Below are 17653 nucleotides of genomic sequence, written 5' to 3' on the forward strand. Positions count from 1 at the left end.
TGTGAAAGAATTGATATTTGCTTTGTCACTGATATCCCTCGCAGGCCTGACTTCCTGTACTAGTGCTGAATCCGGTGTTGTTGAAATTTCTGTCACAAGTTCAATGCGTCTCGCGATTCCAGCAAAGGGCACTTCTTGCTATGCCACCAAATCGGCTTTGGCTGGTGGAACAGTGGCGGTTCCAGACGTTGATGAAGCTTATTTCGTTATCCCAAAAATTACATTCAAAGTTGCCGACGCAGCCAAAGACACTTACGTTTCTGCGATTAAAATATATTACACTCCACCGGGCGGCACGGAGATAACTTGCGCCTTCGGGGGGGATCAGCTTGCGGCGCTTAAGGCAACATGGTGGTCCAATGCGAACAAGTATGCTCTTATTCCCGCGGGCGCTACAGATGCTGATAAAATGACAGATTGCTCAATACAATGTGGGGGGATCAGTGTGGATGCCAAAAACTTTTCGGCTTCGGGTACAATCAAAGTTTACGGATACATTCAAGATCCAGATAATGATGATGATACAACGGGTTTTACCGCGACAACATTCTTCACTTACGGAAGCCAATACTAGAAATAAAAAATCAAAAGGCACCAAAGCGGTGGCCTTTTGTTTTATTAAATTTTCTTCAAAAATCTATTGCGGAAGGCAGCTAATCGCAGCGTATTGTCCACTGGAGCCGGTCACGGCATAACATACTTGCCCATTGGGATTCTTAATTTGAACAACGTTCATAGTGCCGGAGTTGGCGCTGGTAACAAACCCTGATTGCACGACCGCTCCATCAGCAAAAGTAAAACTATCAATCGATCCTCCCAAGGGTTTTACCCGCACCGCTTCAGAAGCATATGCAGCACCGGCAACAATCAAAGCCCCGAAAACAACAACCAACACAGTTTGTTTTTTCATACGTACTCCTTTGGTTTTTAATAAAGGATGGATTTCACTGCCCAGATGATCTATAGATCCAGCATGGATTTGTTTTCCTCATCAGCCGCAGCTTTAGCCACGTCTCCTCTTTCCGAGATCCTTCGTCCAAAAAACCTGGACGAAATTATCGGTCAAGAAAAGACCATTGGTTCCCAGTCTAAACTGGGTCAGATGCTTCGCAAAGGCTACCTGCCAAGTCTCATTATCTGGGGGCCGCCAGGAACCGGGAAAACAACGTTTGCTCTCGCTCTTTCTCAGCATTTCAAAGCCCATTTTGAAAACATCAACGCCACCGAGGCGGGAACAAAAGTTCTCCGAGAGATCGGCGAGGCAGGCCATGACCGCCGCTTGCAATACCAGCAGAAAACCATCCTTTTCGTAGATGAAATTCATCGCTTCAACAAAGGCCAACAGGACGTTCTTTTGCCATTTGTCGAAAAGGGCGATCTGGTGCTTGTGGGAGCCACAACTGAAAACCCAAGTTATGAACTGAACCGCGCCTTGCTCAGCCGCTGCCGCGTGGTGGTTTTCGAGCGCCTGAGTGAAGCAAACCTGCGCCAGATCGTTGCCCGTGCTGAGACACAATATAAAAAGCCCCTCAGCGAAGTTCTCCAACCCGAAGCTATAGAAAACCTTCTGCAATTCTCCGACGGAGATGCGCGCCGTTTGATCAATAGCCTCGAAATTCTGTACAGCTTCATGAAAGATGGAGAAGAGTCTCCGTTGGCCACTAATGATATGCGCGAACTTCTTCAGCAGAATCCGATCGGCTACGACAAGAATTCAGAAATGCATTACGATCTGATTTCTGCTTTCATTAAAAGTGTGCGGGGGAGTGATCCCGATGCGGCGGTTTATTATCTCGCGCGAATGCTGGATGGGGGAGAGGATCCGGTTTTCATCGCTCGTCGTCTGATCATTTTAGCGTCGGAAGATATCAGTAATGCCGATCCACGGGCGATTTCCGTCGCTATCGCTGGCTTACAGGCCGTTGAAGCCATTGGCTTACCAGAAGGAGCCATCACTCTTTCTCAAGTAACTACGTATCTGGCGTCATGTCCAAAATCCAACGCTTCTTATATGGCACTTCACAAAGCCCGCGCCTTGGTAGAGCAAACGAAAACTCTTCCAGTACCGTTACATTTGCGTTCGGCAAAAACGGCTCTGGCCAAGGATTTAGGATATGGTCGAGACTACAAATATCCCCATGATTATCCCACGGGGTGGACGGAGCAATCCTATCTGCCGACAGAGCTTCAGGAGGAAAAAATCTATGAGCCAACCACTCATGGATTCGAGAAAAACATCCGCGATTATTTGGCCTGGATGAAACAAAAACGTTCAGAAAATAAAGACATCTAAATAAAAAAAAGGACCCTTTGAGGTCCTTTTTTTGTATTCAAATTAAGTTTGAAGAATTTTAAATAGCTCTTTGTGCGCAAACACAAATACACTCTGCAGATCCTTGGGACGTGTGAGTATGTTTGGTATTCGCGGGAATTTCGACGCGGTCGCCAGGGCGTAAAACAAACTGATTTCCTGAGATATTAAACAACATCTCTCCGGCGACAACGATGCGAACCTCTGCAAAAGGATGGCGATGATCCGGAATCTTAGTTTGAGGAGCATAGGTTTCATCATAAGGTTCCAAGCCCTCGGCCTCGAGAATCATATGAACTTGTTGTTTGCTAGGCACCAGGGGTGCTTGCCAGCGTGTGATAATCATAAATAAGCCTCTTTCGTCAAAGCCAGTTATCAAGTGACCTCAGGGTGAGGGATATAATTACGCTATATCTTCCACCCATCAGAAAGTAATCAAGGTTACTTGATCTCTGGTGCTTTCTTTATCTCAAATCGGAACATGAGTTACAAGTCACGCCGCGATTGACTCGCCTTGAAACACCTTCCCGAGTGATAAATCAAATTGTTACAGGATAAGAGACCTGATCTTTTAGAAAGTTAAAAATGACGTTAAGTCCCTCACTGGGATGTCGATACCTTTATTGTTAAGGAAAGGCCCGGTTACGGGGAGGGTATTTTGAGCAATTCTAAATCAAAGTCGACACACGCTGAACTTGATCACATCCTGAATTTTGTCGATTCCTCAAAAGGGCTTCGTGCGAAAATGAACGAGACTGGCAGAGTACAATTGCGCCAGGATCTCGATGGAAAACTTTTTACTTTTAGTTCTCAAGACGTGAACGAAGTTCTTCACAGAGCAGACTCTGAGGGGAAAGCGTTTCTTCAAGTGAACTTTAAGAATGGCGCAAAGATCCTGCTAACTGAGACATTGATTGGCTTTAAACCCATCGAAACTCTTGGTTTGGATATGACCCGCATTCCGAAAGTGGTAACCACTCCGGACCTAGTGAGTGTTTACGAAGCGATTGAAGAGTCGTTGGGTGCCGATAACGGCAACGACACTGAGGTTGAGATCCTAAAAAAGGTCTACCTTGCAATTATTAGCGGCGGCGAAAAGGTCGGATTCGATTTAGCTGCAGAACGTAAGTGGTTAAACCGACTTCTTGCGTCTAAATTCAAAGCTTCAGCCTAAATTTCAGTAATTACATACATTTAAATAGTTTTTTCGAAATAAACGAGGTCCCAACCTCGTTTATTTATTAGGCAGAATTCAGCCTGCATTAAGTTTTCGAAAAAAAGCTATTGACCTTTTTCGGGGTCTGAGCGAAAACCAGTCCCACTTTGCGGGGGTATAGCTCAGCTGGGAGAGCGTCTGATTTGCATTCAGAAGGTCGCAGGTTCGATCCCTGTTACCTCCACCAAATTTCCTTTTTTAGGACTTTCGTCGAAAAGATGAAAAATTAAAAAAGTGATTGACGAGGACAAAATACAGAGTAATATCTGTTCCTCGCGCTGCTGAAAGGCAGCGAATTTTTGTTTCGCTCTTTGAAAACTGAATAGCTAGAAGAAATAGATTTTTGGGCTCTTTGAATACTGGGTAACTAGTATTCACAATTTCAAAATTAAATATATTCGAACAAACATACAAGCGTAAGCTAGTAGTTTGATTGATACAGAATTTAAACTGGAGAGTTTGATTCTGGCTCAGAACAAACGCTGGCGGCGTGCCTAATACATGCAAGTCGAACGGGGAAAGCTTTCGGGTGAGTACTAGTGGCGCACGGGTGAGTAACGCGTGGATAATCTGCCTTAGAGTGGGGGATAACGAATCGAAAGATTCGCTAATACCGCATAAGACCACAAGAACTGCGGTTCAAGGGGTCAAAGGTTTTTCGCTCTAAGATGAGTCCGCGTAAGATTAGCTAGTTGGTGAGGTAATGGCTCACCAAGGCAACGATCTTTAACTGGTCTGAGAGGATGATCAGTCACACTGGAACTGAGACACGGTCCAGACTCCTACGGGAGGCAGCAGTAGGGAATATTGCACAATGGAGGAAACTCTGATGCAGCGACGCCGCGTGAGTGATGAAGGCCTTCGGGTCGTAAAGCTCTGTCGCAGGGGAATAACACAATGAATGTACCCTGTAAGAAAGGATCGGCTAACTTCGTGCCAGCAGCCGCGGTAAGACGAGGGATCCTAGCGTTGTTCGGAATTATTGGGCGTAAAGCGGGTGTAGGTGGCTATGTAAGTCAGGTGTGAAAGCCTGGGGCTCAACCCCAGAAGTGCATCTGATACTGCGTAGCTTGAGTGCTAGAGAGGATAGTAGAATTCTTGGTGTAGTGGTGAAATACGTAGATATCAAGAGGAATACCGGTGGCGAAGGCGGCTATCTGGCTAGACACTGACACTCAGACCCGAAAGCGTGGGGATCAAACAGGATTAGATACCCTGGTAGTCCACGCCATAAACGATGGATACTTGTTGTTGGAGGTATTGACCCCTTCAGTGACGAAGCTAACGCGTTAAGTATCCCGCCTGGGGAGTACGGTCGCAAGATTAAAACTCAAAGAAATTGACGGGGGCCCGCACAAGCGGTGGAGCATGTGGTTTAATTCGATGCAACGCGAAGAACCTTACCTAGGCTTGACATGTACTGGAATATTGGCGGAAACGCCGTAGCCCGCAAGGGTCGGTACACAGGTGCTGCATGGCTGTCGTCAGCTCGTGTCGTGAGATGTTGGGTTAAGTCCCGCAACGAGCGCAACCCCTGCATTTAGTTGCCAGCATTCAGTTGGGCACTCTAGATGGACTGCCGGTGTTAAACCGGAGGAAGGTGGGGATGACGTCAAGTCCTCATGGCCCTTATGCCTAGGGCTACACACGTGCTACAATGGTAGTCACAAACTGAAGCGAAGTCGCGAGACGGAGCAAATCGGAGAAAAGCTATCTAAGTTCAGATTGGTCTCTGCAACTCGAGACCATGAAGTTGGAATCGCTAGTAATCGCGGATCAGAATGCCGCGGTGAATACGTTCCCGGGCCTTGTACACACCGCCCGTCACACCATGAAAGTTGGTTGTACCAGAAGTCGCTGCGCTAACCGCAAGGAGGCAGGCGCCCAAGGTATGGTCGATGATTGGGGTGAAGTCGTAACAAGGTAGCCGTAGGGGAACCTGCGGCTGGATCACCTCCTTTCTAAGGATTATGGTGATCGGCATTTCAAGCTTGTCTTGAAAAAAGCAATCACAATCTTAGGTCAACTCACTCTTCCCGAGTGGGTGAGTCCCAAAAATCTTTTCTAGCTGTTTAGTTTTGAAAGAGTGAAAACTCTTATACGCATCTAACATGGGCCAGTAGCTCAGTTGGTTAGAGCACACGCTTGATAAGCGTGGGGTCGGAAGTTCGAGTCTTCCCTGGCCCACCAACTTTCAACAAATTGAGTTGGTCTGTTAGAGGTGAATAAGAGAGTTTCGCGTTTTTTAGGTTTTCGTTCTTTGACAATTGAATAGATTGATTTAGTTGATTTTTAGCGAGGTTAGTTCCATTTTTTAAAGCTACAAAGGGCTTACGGTGGATGCCTTGGCACTAAGAAGCGATGAAGGACGTGGTAAGCTGCGATAAGCTTCGAGTAGTGGCACACACACTTTGACTCGGAGATCTCCGAATGAGGAAACTCATCATTTTATGATATCATTCACTGAATACATAGGTGTCTGAAGCGAACGAGGGGAAGTGAAACATCTCAGTACCCTCAGGAAAAGAAATCAATTCCGAGATTACCCTAGTAGTGGCGAGCGAACGGGTAACAGCCTAAACCTTAATCATTTATTTGATTGAGGGGTCGTGGGACCGCGATGTGGGACCGGAGAGTATAGAACAACAGTCTGGAAAGTCTGGCAAGATAGGGTGATAGCCCCGTGTTCGAAATGCTCAAAGGCTCTAGCGGCATCCCGAGTACCACAAAACACGTGAAATTTTGTGGGAATCTGTGAGGACCACCTCATAAGGCTAAATATTCCTTAGTGACCGATAGTGAACAAGTACCGTGAGGGAAAGGTGAAAAGAACCCCGAGAGGGGAGTGAAATAGAAACTGAAACCGTAAGCTTACAAGCAGTTAGAGCCCCTTACGTGGGTGATAGCGTACCTTTTGCATAATGAGTCAGCGAGTTATGTTTGCAAGCGAGATTAAGCCGTTGAAGGTGTAGTCGTAGCGAAAGCGAGTCTGAATAGGGCGTTTAGTTTGCAGGCATAGACCCGAAACCCGGTGATCTAATCATGGACAGGTTGAAGCGAGGGTAACACCTCGTGGAGGACCGAACAAGTTGAGGTTGAAAACTCTTTTGATGATCTGTGATTAGGGGTGAAAGGCCAATCAAACTGGGTGATAGCTGGTTCTCCCCGAAATATATTTAGGTATAGCGTTGAGTAAAAAGTATCGTGGAGGTAGAGCACTGAATGGGCTAGGGGTCTTTACCGGATTACCAAACCCAAATAAACTCCGAATGCCACAGATATGTTCCTCAGCAGGCAGACGCAGGGTGATAAGGTCATGCGTCGAGAGGGAAAGAGCCCAGACCAACAGCTAAGGTCCCTAAATGCACGCTCAGTGGAGAACGTTGTGGAGTTACTTTGACAACTAGGAGGTTGGCTTAGAAGCAGCAATCCTTTAAAGAAAGCGTAATAGCTCACTAGTCTAGTGACTCTGCGCGGAAGATACAACGGGGCTAAGCGTGTTACCGAAGCTTTGGATTAAGATATTTTATATTTTAGTGGTAGGGGAGCGTTCTAGCGTAGGATGAAGGTTGACCGGTAGGACAGCTGGACGAACTAGAAGTGATCATGCTGACATAAGTAGCGTTGAACTCGGGTGAAAAACCCGGGCGCCGAAAACTCAAGGATTCCTGGGTAAAGATAATCTTCCCAGGGTTAGTCGAGTCCTAAGATGAGGCCAAGTGGCGTAATCGATGGCAAAACGGTTAATATTCCGTTACCTAGCAAATTGTGTTTAAGGAATGACGGTATAGGCTATCTCAGCCTCTTATTGGATTGAGGTGTAAGCGTGTAGGTGGTGTCGTAGGCAAATCCGCGGCACATAACACTGAGGCGTGAATGCGAGGATCTTTGATCCGGAAGTGAGAAAAGCCATGTATCCAAGAAAAGTTTCGTAAATTTAGATTTGTTAGCTCGTACCGTAAACCGACTCAGGTGAGTGGGGTGAATATCCTAAGGCGATGGGGTGAATTTTGGTCAAGGAACTCGGCAACTTAACACCGTAACTTCGGGAAAAGGTGTGCCCGCGAGAGTGTAAGGATTTACTCCCCAAGCTTTTTCGGGTCGCAGAGAAATGGGAGTAGCGACTGTTTATCAAAAACACAGGTATGTGCAAAGTCTCAAGACGAAGTATACATACTGACGCCTGCCCGGTGCTGGAAGGTTAAGAGGATTAGTTAGCGTAAGCGAAGCTGAGAATCGAAGCCCCAGTAAACGGCGGCCGTAACTATAACGGTCCTAAGGTAGCGAAATTCCTTGTCGGGTAAGTTCCGACCTGCACGAATGGCGTAACGACTTCTCCGGTGTCTCGACCAAATGCCTCGCGAAATTGAATTCTCGGTGAAAATGCCGAGTACCCGCAGAAAGACGGAAAGACCCCGTGAACCTTTACTGTAGCTTGGCAGTGATTTTAGAGTTGGCATGTGTAGGATAGGTGGGAGACTTTGAAGCAGGGGCGCTAGCCCTTGTGGAGTCAACCTTGAAATACCACCCTTGGCACCTTTGAAATCTAACCTGCTCCTCGTCACGAGGAGAGGGACACTGTCTGGTGGGCAGTTTGACTGGGGCGGTCGCCTCCCAAAAAGTAACGGAGGCGCGCGATGGTCCCCTCAGCCTGATTGGAAACCAGGCGTCGAGTGCATTGGCATAAGGGGGCTTGACTGCGAGACCTACAAGTCGAGCAGGTGCGAAAGCAGGCCAAAGTGATCCGGTGGTCCCGCGTGGAAGGGCCATCGCTCAACGGATAAAAGGTACTCCGGGGATAACAGGCTTATTCCATCCAAGAGTCCATATCGACGATGGAGTTTGGCACCTCGATGTCGGCTCATCACATCCTGGGGCTGGAGCAGGTCCCAAGGGTTTAGCTGTTCGCTAATTAAAGTGGTACGCGAGCTGGGTTCAGAACGTCGTGAGACAGTTTGGTCCTTATCTTCTGTGGGCGCATGAAATTTGAGTAGACCTGTCCTTAGTACGAGAGGACCGGGATGGACGAACCTCTGGTGTTCCTGTTGTTCTGCCAAGAGCAATGCAGGGTAGCTATGTTCGGAACTGATAACCGCTGAAAGCATCTAAGCGGGAAGCAGACTACAAGATTAGATTTCACTGGGGCTTCGGCCCCCTAAAGACTCCTCGGAGACTACGAGGTTGATAGGCGGAAGGTGTAAGTACAGTAATGTATTCAGCTGATCCGTACTAATAGGTCGTGAGGCTTTTTTAAAAAAATATTCTTCTAACTTTAAGTTACGAAGATTTCGTCTCAGTGACTTCTCTTAAATGAGAACGAGAGACTAGCTCTCTGAATAAGTAAGAGAGTTAAAACTTGGAACTAACAACGACTCGCTAAAAATCAATTAAATCAATCATTCAATTCTCTGAAATAAAAAGTAACTTCTCCATTTGGATTGGAAGTAAGTTGCAAAGAAGAACGACGAAGTATAAACGTACTTCATCTTTGTTTTAATAAACGCTTTGCTGGTGTTTATAGCAGAGGGGCCACACCTGATCCCATTCCGAACTCAGAAGTTAAGTCCTCTTGCGGCGATGGTATTGCATGGGCGACCATGTGGGAGAGTAGCACGACGCCAGCTCTTTTTTTACTCGAACCCGGTCTGGAAACAGATCGGGTTTTTTTATGCCTAATTAAAAACGATATTTAGTTTATAGTTGCAGCTAGTGATAACGACCAAGATTGTTCAAGTCACGTGGCTATGTTTCAGCAATGTATCGGCTACTTCGTTGGTGCTTTCTGAACTGGTGAAGCTTGCTGAGCGGCGGGAAGTGCGGGGGCTTGCTTTTGAGCTGCAGAATCTTGGGGTTGTGGCGCTGCTGGAGTGGCCGCTGATTTTTGCTGGGACGGTGGAGCTTGTTTGTTGAGGGTGCTCATCAGATAAGTACGGCCGATTTCGAAGATTTTGTTTTTGCTTTTGATTTCTTTCAGACTCATTTGAAGGATTATTCCTGGATCTTTTTCGTCGGGCATATCGAGGACTTCTACTTCTAGATAGTAATTACCTTCTTTAACTCTTTGCAAAGCGAGTTTTTCGCTACCCAGCAGAGTTCTGGCCAAGTCAGATCTAACCTTATATTCAATAGTCGCGATGCCATTCCACTCTTTCGGTAGATTTCCTTGGTGTTGAAGGTCGTTGATATCGTCATTTATTAACTTAATTAATTGTTGTGCCGGAGTTAATTGCACACAGGATTCGGCTTTACTGCGAACAAAGCTGCCTGTTCGGCCATCTTGCACAATTAGAAAAGCTAGGATACCTGCTGTTAGAATAACTAATGAACCAATAATCTTATAAACCATCTCGAGGTCCTTTTATCAATAGCGCCTGTTCGCGCGATCTAGTCCCTATTATTGGGAAAATTTGGGGGCTCCTCAAAGGCTTTCGCTGGTGAGACCAAAATCGCTCCTTCGGGCTAGGGTCCTTTGGGTAGCTAAAATACTGAAATTGCACAGGAAAGGACGCCTTTAAGTGGCCGTTGTCTAAGATTTCGACGGTGTGGGGAGCGCTGGCGGAATTTGATGAAACTAAAAACCGCGCGTAATTACCAGTATTTAGCTGTTCGATGGGATTCTGGCACTGAGATTGGATATATCCGGGTGAGAGAGGTGTCTATGAATACACTTACTAGATTAACAGCATTGGCTTTTGCCGTTGGGTTTTACGTGGGTTGCTCCCCGGTGAACTTTGGCGTCAGCAGCAAAGATTGTAATGCCACGACAAGTTGTGTGGTTCAGAACAATAAAAAGAGCTACTCATACTCTGTGACTGCTGGCTCAGGTAAGGTCGACATCCTTATTGTTAATGACAACTCGGCATCAATGTCGTTTGAACAAAAACGATTGGCGCCTCGATTTGCAAACTTCATTCAAAATCTTGATGCTTCTAAAGTGGATTATCGAATTGCTATTACGACGACGGATATCAGCGGCAGCAAATTTCCTCAAGGTGGTCAGCTGATCACAATGGGCGATGGTTCTAAGTATATCACTCCGTCTCAAGCAAATAGACTGGCACTTTTTAATACCGCTATTCAAAGACCGGAAACTGCAACTTGTGAAAACTTTATCGCGAACTATTTAAGAGCGAATGGTGCAAGCTCAATCAATTCTTCTGGTTATCAAAGTGGCTATGCTTCGAATTGCCCATCGGGCGATGAGCGTGGCATTTACTCAGCGAACTTGGTTGTTCAAAACAATCCAAGCAGTTTCATTCGTGCTGATGCTCACTTGTCTATTATCTTCTTGTCTGATGAAGATGAAAGAAGTGGTCTGTATTCATCTGGCAACTATACATTGGCGGCTTTGGATCAACCGGCATCTTTGCCTAGATCTGTGAAGTCTTCATTGGGTGATGCTAAATATTCATCTTTATCTATCCATGCGATCGTGGTTCGTGACTCGAGCTGCTTGGCTCAGCAAAACAGCCAGGTACTGGGCGATAATCCAAATCAGGACACTCGTGGCTTGGTGACGGGTTCCATTGGCTCGGCTTACCTATCATTCACGAACGTAAGCCCTGCGTGGGGTGTGTCGGCTGATATCTGCTCTTCCGATTATACGGGGCAATTGGGTACGATTCAAACTTCGATCCAAGCCAAAATCAAAGATATCTTGTTGAACTGTTCTTCTCCAACTGATTTGCAAGTGACCGTATCGGGCACAAACATCGCGCACTCTGTTTCAGGTAATGTTCTGACTTTCGCTCAGACACTTTCCCCTGGTACGACGGTGAACTTGTCATATAAGTGTGGTCTTTAATGGCATGCTTCAATGAAGCCATCGAACACTCTGGACGAAACTCTCGCAAGGCGGGAGTGTTTGTGCGAGTGATTAAGTACATCTTGCAGAGACTGCATCTTTTTTAGAACTGACAAGAATTAAAATTATAATTGAGAAGGCGAAGTTAAAAGCTTCGCCTTTTTTATTTTCAAGTCGTTTCGAATGCTTTCCTAGACAGCACCAAGGAATAATGGACACAACAAGAATGGAGAAAGGACACGAGAGAGAAGAGAAGAGAGGAGAGAGAAGAGAGAAGAGAGAAGAGAGAAGAGAGAAGAGAGGAGAGAGGAGAGAGGAGAGAGGAGAGAGGAGAGAGAAGAGAAGAGAGGGTGGAAATGTTGGAAATTTTGTTGAGGAAATTTGACAGGGGTGGGTCGGAATGGGGCGTGGGGTGGATAGAGATGAGACTTTCTTGGATAAATCTTTAAATTTGCGGAGATGTTTTGGACAATAGATCGGTCAAGGAAGGTGAGGAAGCTTTCTGTGGGCGGTTTCTCAGGATGAGACGGAATTACCTGGTCTTAATCCTTTAGTCTTGAAATTGGCTTCCGATATAACAAACATGGGAATGCTAGATAGATACAAAAAAAAGGGCGGGTTTTTTCAATTGCTTCAATTGTTGGAAACATCACCAACAACTAAGAGAGAGCAATTTCTAACACTTATTGCAGGCGAGAATCCAGTTTGGGAAGAAGCGCTTCGCAAAAGAATTCTGACGATCACGCGCGTGTATAGTTGGGAAGGCCAGTACTTGGTCGAGATCTTTTCGCGCGTTCAACCGATGACGTTGGCTTATGCCCTTCACGGCAACCCGCAAGAACAGATCGATACTTTACTCAGCTGCCTACCGCCGATTTCGAAAAGAAAAATCACGGATTTGATGGCGGAAGCCAGTCCGACTCCAGCAGAAAAAGGGACGAGCATTTCTAAAATGCTGACTGAGGTGCGTGGCTTTGTGGGCCAAGGCATCATCCGTTTGGAAAAAGTCGATCCGGAATTACATATTCCTGAAAACATTGAAGAGATTTTGAACACGACAGCTTTCAACGTGAATCATGCACCATTAACAGATGCGAACGTAGCAAAGAAAGATGTGAAGCCCAACATTGTGGGTGACTCCGATGCAGCTCCCGCGACTCCAGCAAGTCAGGAAGCAGACTTCTTAAGAAGAAAAGTGAATCAGCTTTCTTCGGAAGTGAATGCTCTAAAGCATGAAAATACAGTCTTAAAGGACAAGCTTGCGCAGATCAAAAAGATCGCTTAGCCCGACGATCGTCGGGTATCAAATTGAGTTTTAACTCCACAGGTTTCCTGTTTTCGTCAACCATTTTGACAAACAGGGAACTGTCGTTAATGCCAGAAACTTAGGTCCGATAAGCCATTTGAAGCACGTGAGGTGTAACAAATGGTTTTCTTAAGAACCGCAATTATCGCATTATCTTTCGTCGTGGTGGGCACTGATGCCCTGGCGCAAGTCTCGATAATCAACCAGGAACAGAATGAATCTGATTTCTTGTTGGAACTGACAAAGGCCGTGGATCCAACCGCGACCTCGGTCCTTGGAATCTTTAATCAGATTCCAAAAGCGGAAAACAATAAGGACGTCGCTCCTGAATGTGACCCTAAGTTTTTCGAAGACCAACTTTTCTCGAAGAAAAGAACCACAGAAGAATACTTCAAAGTCGTTAAGCAATTTATGACAAAATGCCAATCGGAACTTGCGCATAATTCACCGCGAGGAATTTTGAGTCTGGCAAAGATGGCACTGGATGATTATAAATTCTTTAAACATCCTCAAGTAAAGAGCATCGTCATTCCTCTCTCAAATGGAGTTTTGGTGCCTGCTGTCGTGGGCTTGAAACAAGACAGTCGCCCGCGTCCTTTGGTGGTGATGAAGTGCGGAGTTTTTTGTGGCGCAGATCAAAATGCCTTCATGAAAACATTCTTGATTCAGCTGTTCGATTTGACTCCTTATAATGTGGTGCTACTCGCCAATCAAACAGGACTGGATTATCTGATCGCCAACTCCCATTTTTCATTGGGTGGTTGGAGTGAGGGATACGAGTCCTTGATGGTCGGTAAGTGGCTTCGTGAGAAGTGGGAGTATCGTGATCGCATTTCCAGCATGCACTTGATGGGTATGAGTTTGGGTGGGAATGCCGCTGTTTTCGGAGCAGCATTCAATGACATGTATCCAATGCCTAACGGTCAGAAAGTTTATAGCTCTGCTGTGGCTATCTGTCCGGTGATTTCTTTACGTTCTACGTTGGAACATCTTTATAGCGATGATGTGATCGGTCCTGTCTTTAACATCATGACTCGCAGTCAATTTGCGAAAGCCCGCGGTTATTTGACCGATATTCCTGAGATGGTTGCAGCAGACCAGTTGCCACCAAGAAAACAGATGCCGGGATACCTGGGTGAGATGGCATCCACATCTTTGCAAAGACGGGGCGTAGCAAGTACCACTCCAGAATTTTTCAAGAGCAACAACTTTTGGAATCTTCCAAATAAAGTTCAAACACCGTTGATGGTGTGGGCTTCGAAAGACGACAATGTGGTAAGTAATAAGCTAAATGCCCAAGTTTTTGAGCACGACGACTATTACGAGACGGCGGCGAATGCAGGTGTTGTGAATGTGAACTATGGCAGCCATTGTGCTTTCTCTGCGGCTTATGGGTATCAAACTGCCGCTTTGGTTCTTCGTAGCTTCGTCATGGCTCACAGCCCAGAATTTATTGATAACTATAAACGTTCCGAGATGCCTTGGAAGTTTGGTTTCAAAAAGATTTCAAATGTCTATCAACACGTTGGTCAATCCTGGAAGTTCGAAGAGAAATCCCCGACGGCGACTGTGACTTTTAGAATGTTTAATTTTGTCGCGAACAAGAACTGCTACTTTAAAAATCCCTTTGGAGATGAGGTTGCAGGTTGTGTGACGACAAGAGAGATGGAAATTCCTATCTCTGAAATCAAGGCAATGGGCGCGAGAGTTCCTGCAAATGAAGTTGAGGCTCAGGCTTTGTCTCGCGAGTTTAATTCCAAGGTTGAATTCTTAAGCGAAGGAAAACCACTGAATGGAACCAGCAGTTCTAATTTTGTTCTGAGCTGGCGTCCACTTTTTGAATAAAAAAATGCAGCTTTCTTTAGGGGAAAGCTGCATCTCTTAATTCTCTATCGAATTATCTTATCTTACTGTGGAAAGAGCTTCACGAAGTGCTGCTTCATCTTTAACGCCGATGAACACTAGTTCAGCTCTGCGGTCTGCGGCACGGCTGCCCAAAGATTCTTCTGTGCCTCTGCCGACTGCAGATACTTTAGATGAATCCAAGCCGTATCTTTCAAGGGCGCTCGCTACAGTGTCAGCGCGGCGTTGGGAAATCTTTTCGTTGATTTCTGCAGAACCAGTGGAATCTGCGAAACCACGTACTTCCACACGTTCATACAAATCTGAATGCTCATCCAACGCTTTTGCCAGTCTTTCGACTTTTCTTTGATCCGCACTGGACATCGCTACCTGAGAGCTGTTGAATTTGATCGACTGATTGCCGGCGATAAGGCTCGACATTGCGACGTCGTTCAAGATTGGTTCAGGTTGAGCCGCAGCCACTGGACGTGCCGTCTCAGTTGTTTCTTCTGCTACGAAATCTTCCTCTTGAACCATTGTTTCGTCAGCAGCTGTTGATCTGACTGTAGTTTTGTATGCATTTGGATTCCAACCGAATTGGAAGTCCACTAGATACATCATCACAAGGTCGCCATTATTACTAGTAAGGCTCATCGCACGAGCACCCAGACGGCCCAACCAAGCTTGCGACATGTTGAACTCTTTTAGCACTTGCAGACCCGCGAAGATCGCATCGCCTTGAGAGGATGCATAGTTCGGACCTTGGCTGAAGAATTGATTTCCGACCACACCCATCTGCCAACGGTTGTCAGTACGATAACGGAACGCGAACTCTGCTGCACCATCAGTATTGGCTGTATCCATTGCCGTCGAGTGAGTGAACTGTTGGTTGTTGTAACCATAACCTAGGTCCATTACCCATGGACTTTCCAGATACCATGAACCCAACAATTTAATAGTTGTTGGTGTACCTTCAACGTCTTGAAGGGCACTTTGATCATAACCCGTGTAACCACCACCGAGACCAATAAATGGTAAGAGCCCGCGTGGTGCCGCTTCAGTAGCTTCTTTTCCGAATTGAAGAGTGCTGGAAGTGGCTGATTGATCCTGAGCTTGGGCCCAGGCTCCTGCTAACAGAATAGCTGCAATGATAATTTTTTTCATAACGAAGTCTCCTTTTTTATGGCAGTTCCAGTATGAACTTCCAAAGAAGATCGTCAAATTTTTGCATGGCAAATTATATGAACTTTGTGATGAATCAATTTTTCATTTGCACCCGTACACAGGACTCTGGACGTCTCATTACCGGTTGTTTAGAGAACTGCACAAAGAACTATAGTAACGAACCAAAGTTGCCTCGATAGGATCCCGCTCCTTTTCATCCACAACGTAGACACCCAGTGGATCATTGAGGTCTTTCGCTGGAACTACTCCATAAACGATTCCCGGGGAGTAGAACTTGGAGTCACTCTGACGGAAAGTCAAAATGTTGTCTTCACCTGGATGATTTGAATCATAGACAATGAAATTGATGTCGCCATTATTCATTCGCTGAAATCTCTTAACCAAGACAACATGTTGAGCCATCCGGTTGGCGCGAACAATGAGCATAGTCAATTTATTGATTTGAAGATTGCCGACCAATTGATCCTTGGTTTCGCGATTGTTTTTTTTGCTACGACTGCCGCTGCCGATAAGGTATTTAAGATTTTTGCCAAGTTTGTGAAAACGTTCTAGTTCATACTTTTCGATTTCAGATCTGAAGTTACGATGAGTGTTGCTGTCGCCTTTACGAATGCTGACTCCGTCCATCAGATTTCCTAACAGGCCCAAGTCTGTTCGCAGATAAGATTCCTGATTTAATAACATCGGATAGGTGGCGTCTCCGCGAAGCATGTTTAGTACTTGCAAAGTCTGTGGACCTTGAACCGTGGAAGGTGAGTTCCAGCGATTCAGATAAAAGAACAGTCGTTGCGCCCGAGACAGAGACCAGCAGACACCCAGTTCATAAAGCCCGCCCCGGGCTTCGACACCCCAGTTTGTAATGGGGATATGAAACTCACGGGAGAACTGCTGTTGCGACATGCGACGATAGATTTCATTCGCTGTGATTTTGTTGCAGGAAAGATCCTTTACCAGGGAGTCTGATACAGTCTTTTGTGCAAACGCCGGGAGGTTGATCGCAGTTAAAACGAGCAAAGGAAGTAAGCTGATTTTTTTCATCGCCCGAACCTAGCAAAGTATTTCGGAGAGTGCGATGGAAGAAATATTAAGAGTTGGATATAAAAAAAGGCCCGGAATCCCGAGCCTTTTTGATTAAATAATCTGTAAGAAACAAATTACTTTTTAGCTACAAGTTTCAAGTTCATTTCGAACTCGTCATTGATGATTTTGTCTGCAGTCAACTCTTTGAAGAAGTTGCCAGAGCCATATTTAAGACCCCATTTAGTGCGGTCAACTTTAACAGTTGCTTCACCAGTTACCACACCCTTATCAACAGTTACTTTTGCAGGGAATTCGATTGGATTCGTTTTACCGATCATCGTCAATTCGCCTTTAACAGTTACTTGGTCTTTGGAAACAGGTGTAACGCTTAGAACTTTGAAAGTAGTCACTGGGAATTTTGCAGTGTCAAAAAAGTCGTTGCTTGCCAAGTGGCCAACAAGTTTCTTGTTGTATTCAGCATCTTTCAAATCTTCGTTCGTGATAGTAGTCATGTCGATGTTGATTTGACCTGTTGTGATTTGGCCTTTGTTATCAACTTGAATTTCACCATCTTTTACAGAGATTTGACCGTTGTGAGAAGAACCAGCTTTTTTAGTTCCTTTCCATGCAACCGTGCTTTCTTTCGTATCGACTTTATAAGCTTCTGTTTTAGTCGCATCCGCTTTAGCCGCTTTACCTTTAGATTTCGCTTGAGCGCCAGATACTGCGAATACCAAAACCATTGCTGTTACAAACGTCTTCATCATTATTGAACTCCTTGATGTGATTTTAGACCTTACAAAGTTTTGTATAATCTTTGTTGATTCGCAATGAATATTACTAGGCATCATACCTTGATCGACGGACTCGACTTTCAGGGGGATTCCTTGGTCTCCGAATAACAGTTGTTAATAGAGATGTAGAGAGACAAACAAACTGTCGCAAATTCGAGGGTATCTTGACTTTAAA

The 17653-nt window shown here is 45.6% G+C and carries 13 protein-coding genes, 2 tRNA genes and 3 rRNA genes; 12 read left to right on the forward strand and 6 right to left on the reverse strand.

The window, feature by feature from the left end; genetic code table 11:
- The first annotated feature begins 1 nt into the window (after nucleotide 1).
- Nucleotides 2-574, forward strand: coding sequence for a hypothetical protein (locus ACLSU7_RS15880; protein WP_413292885.1), 573 nt, complete (start codon nucleotides 2-4; stop codon nucleotides 572-574).
- A gap of 63 nt (nucleotides 575-637) precedes the next feature.
- Here ACLSU7_RS15880 and ACLSU7_RS15885 read toward each other — a convergent pair whose 3' ends face one another.
- Nucleotides 638-910, reverse strand: a complete 273-nt coding sequence (locus ACLSU7_RS15885; RefSeq protein ID WP_413292886.1) for a hypothetical protein — start codon at nucleotides 908-910, stop codon at nucleotides 638-640.
- A gap of 63 nt (nucleotides 911-973) precedes the next feature.
- Between ACLSU7_RS15885 and ACLSU7_RS15890 the strand changes: the two genes are divergently transcribed.
- On the forward strand, nucleotides 974-2293 hold the full coding sequence (locus ACLSU7_RS15890; protein ID WP_413292887.1) for a replication-associated recombination protein A: 1320 nt from the start codon (nucleotides 974-976) through the stop codon (nucleotides 2291-2293).
- Nucleotides 2294-2351: 58 nt separating this feature from the next.
- Here the strand turns inward: ACLSU7_RS15890 and ACLSU7_RS15895 are convergent, their stop codons facing one another.
- Nucleotides 2352-2657, reverse strand: a complete 306-nt coding sequence (locus tag ACLSU7_RS15895) for a cupin domain-containing protein (protein ID WP_142701298.1) — start codon at nucleotides 2655-2657, stop codon at nucleotides 2352-2354.
- Nucleotides 2658-2969: 312 nt separating this feature from the next.
- On the opposite strand from ACLSU7_RS15895, the gene ACLSU7_RS15900 reads away from it, so the two are divergent.
- The 6 genes from ACLSU7_RS15900 (at nucleotide 2970) to rrf (ending at nucleotide 9151) form a co-directional block, all read left to right on the forward strand.
- Nucleotides 2970-3485, forward strand: coding sequence for a hypothetical protein (locus ACLSU7_RS15900; protein WP_181605019.1), 516 nt, complete (start codon nucleotides 2970-2972; stop codon nucleotides 3483-3485).
- A 153-nt stretch (nucleotides 3486-3638) separates the two neighbouring features.
- A tRNA-Ala gene (locus tag ACLSU7_RS15905) sits at nucleotides 3639-3714 on the forward strand.
- Nucleotides 3715-3974: 260 nt separating this feature from the next.
- Nucleotides 3975-5488, forward strand: a 16S ribosomal RNA gene (locus ACLSU7_RS15910).
- A 152-nt stretch (nucleotides 5489-5640) separates the two neighbouring features.
- Nucleotides 5641-5717, forward strand: a tRNA-Ile gene (locus ACLSU7_RS15915).
- 123 nt (nucleotides 5718-5840) lie between these two features.
- Nucleotides 5841-8781: ribosomal RNA gene (locus tag ACLSU7_RS15920) — 23S ribosomal RNA — on the forward strand.
- 253 nt (nucleotides 8782-9034) lie between these two features.
- A 5S ribosomal RNA gene (gene rrf, locus ACLSU7_RS15925) occupies nucleotides 9035-9151 on the forward strand.
- Together the 16S, 23S and 5S rRNA genes with 2 tRNA genes alongside form the textbook arrangement of a ribosomal RNA operon.
- Before the next feature lie 140 nt (nucleotides 9152-9291).
- Here the strand turns inward: rrf and ACLSU7_RS15930 are convergent.
- Nucleotides 9292-9873: a hypothetical protein gene (locus ACLSU7_RS15930; RefSeq protein WP_413292888.1), complete on the reverse strand. Its 582-nt coding sequence runs from the start codon at nucleotides 9871-9873 to the stop codon at nucleotides 9292-9294.
- 312 nt (nucleotides 9874-10185) lie between these two features.
- Here ACLSU7_RS15930 and ACLSU7_RS15935 point away from each other — a divergent pair, with 312 nt between their 5' ends.
- From ACLSU7_RS15935 to ACLSU7_RS15950, 4 genes are all read left to right on the forward strand, one after another.
- Nucleotides 10186-11331, forward strand: a complete 1146-nt coding sequence (locus tag ACLSU7_RS15935) for a hypothetical protein (RefSeq protein WP_413292889.1) — start codon at nucleotides 10186-10188, stop codon at nucleotides 11329-11331.
- A 211-nt stretch (nucleotides 11332-11542) separates the two neighbouring features.
- Entirely contained in the window at nucleotides 11543-11716 is a 174-nt protein-coding gene (locus ACLSU7_RS15940; protein ID WP_413292890.1) for a hypothetical protein, read from the forward strand.
- A gap of 198 nt (nucleotides 11717-11914) precedes the next feature.
- Nucleotides 11915-12616: a FliG C-terminal domain-containing protein gene (locus ACLSU7_RS15945; protein ID WP_413292891.1), complete on the forward strand. Its 702-nt coding sequence runs from the start codon at nucleotides 11915-11917 to the stop codon at nucleotides 12614-12616.
- 141 nt (nucleotides 12617-12757) lie between these two features.
- Nucleotides 12758-14482, forward strand: coding sequence for an alpha/beta hydrolase family protein (locus ACLSU7_RS15950; protein ID WP_413292892.1), 1725 nt, complete (start codon nucleotides 12758-12760; stop codon nucleotides 14480-14482).
- A gap of 57 nt (nucleotides 14483-14539) precedes the next feature.
- Here the strand turns inward: ACLSU7_RS15950 and ACLSU7_RS15955 are convergent, their stop codons facing one another.
- The 3 genes from ACLSU7_RS15955 to ACLSU7_RS15965 all read right to left on the reverse strand — a co-directional run bounded on the left by ACLSU7_RS15955 (nucleotide 14540) and on the right by ACLSU7_RS15965 (nucleotide 17451).
- A complete protein-coding gene (locus ACLSU7_RS15955; protein WP_413292893.1) occupies nucleotides 14540-15643 on the reverse strand; it encodes an OmpA family protein in 1104 nt (367 codons plus the stop codon).
- A gap of 138 nt (nucleotides 15644-15781) precedes the next feature.
- The gene (locus tag ACLSU7_RS15960; protein WP_413292894.1) at nucleotides 15782-16702 is read right to left on the reverse strand and encodes a hypothetical protein; all 921 of its coding nucleotides are present in this window, start codon (nucleotides 16700-16702) and stop codon (nucleotides 15782-15784) included.
- A gap of 116 nt (nucleotides 16703-16818) precedes the next feature.
- A complete protein-coding gene (locus tag ACLSU7_RS15965) occupies nucleotides 16819-17451 on the reverse strand; it encodes a YceI family protein (protein ID WP_413292895.1) in 633 nt (210 codons plus the stop codon).
- Between the last annotated feature and the right edge of the window lie 202 nt (nucleotides 17452-17653).

The sequence above is a fragment of the Bdellovibrio sp. HCB185ZH genome (assembly GCF_047302455.1).
Classification (GTDB): Bacteria; Bdellovibrionota; Bdellovibrionia; order Bdellovibrionales; family Bdellovibrionaceae; genus Bdellovibrio.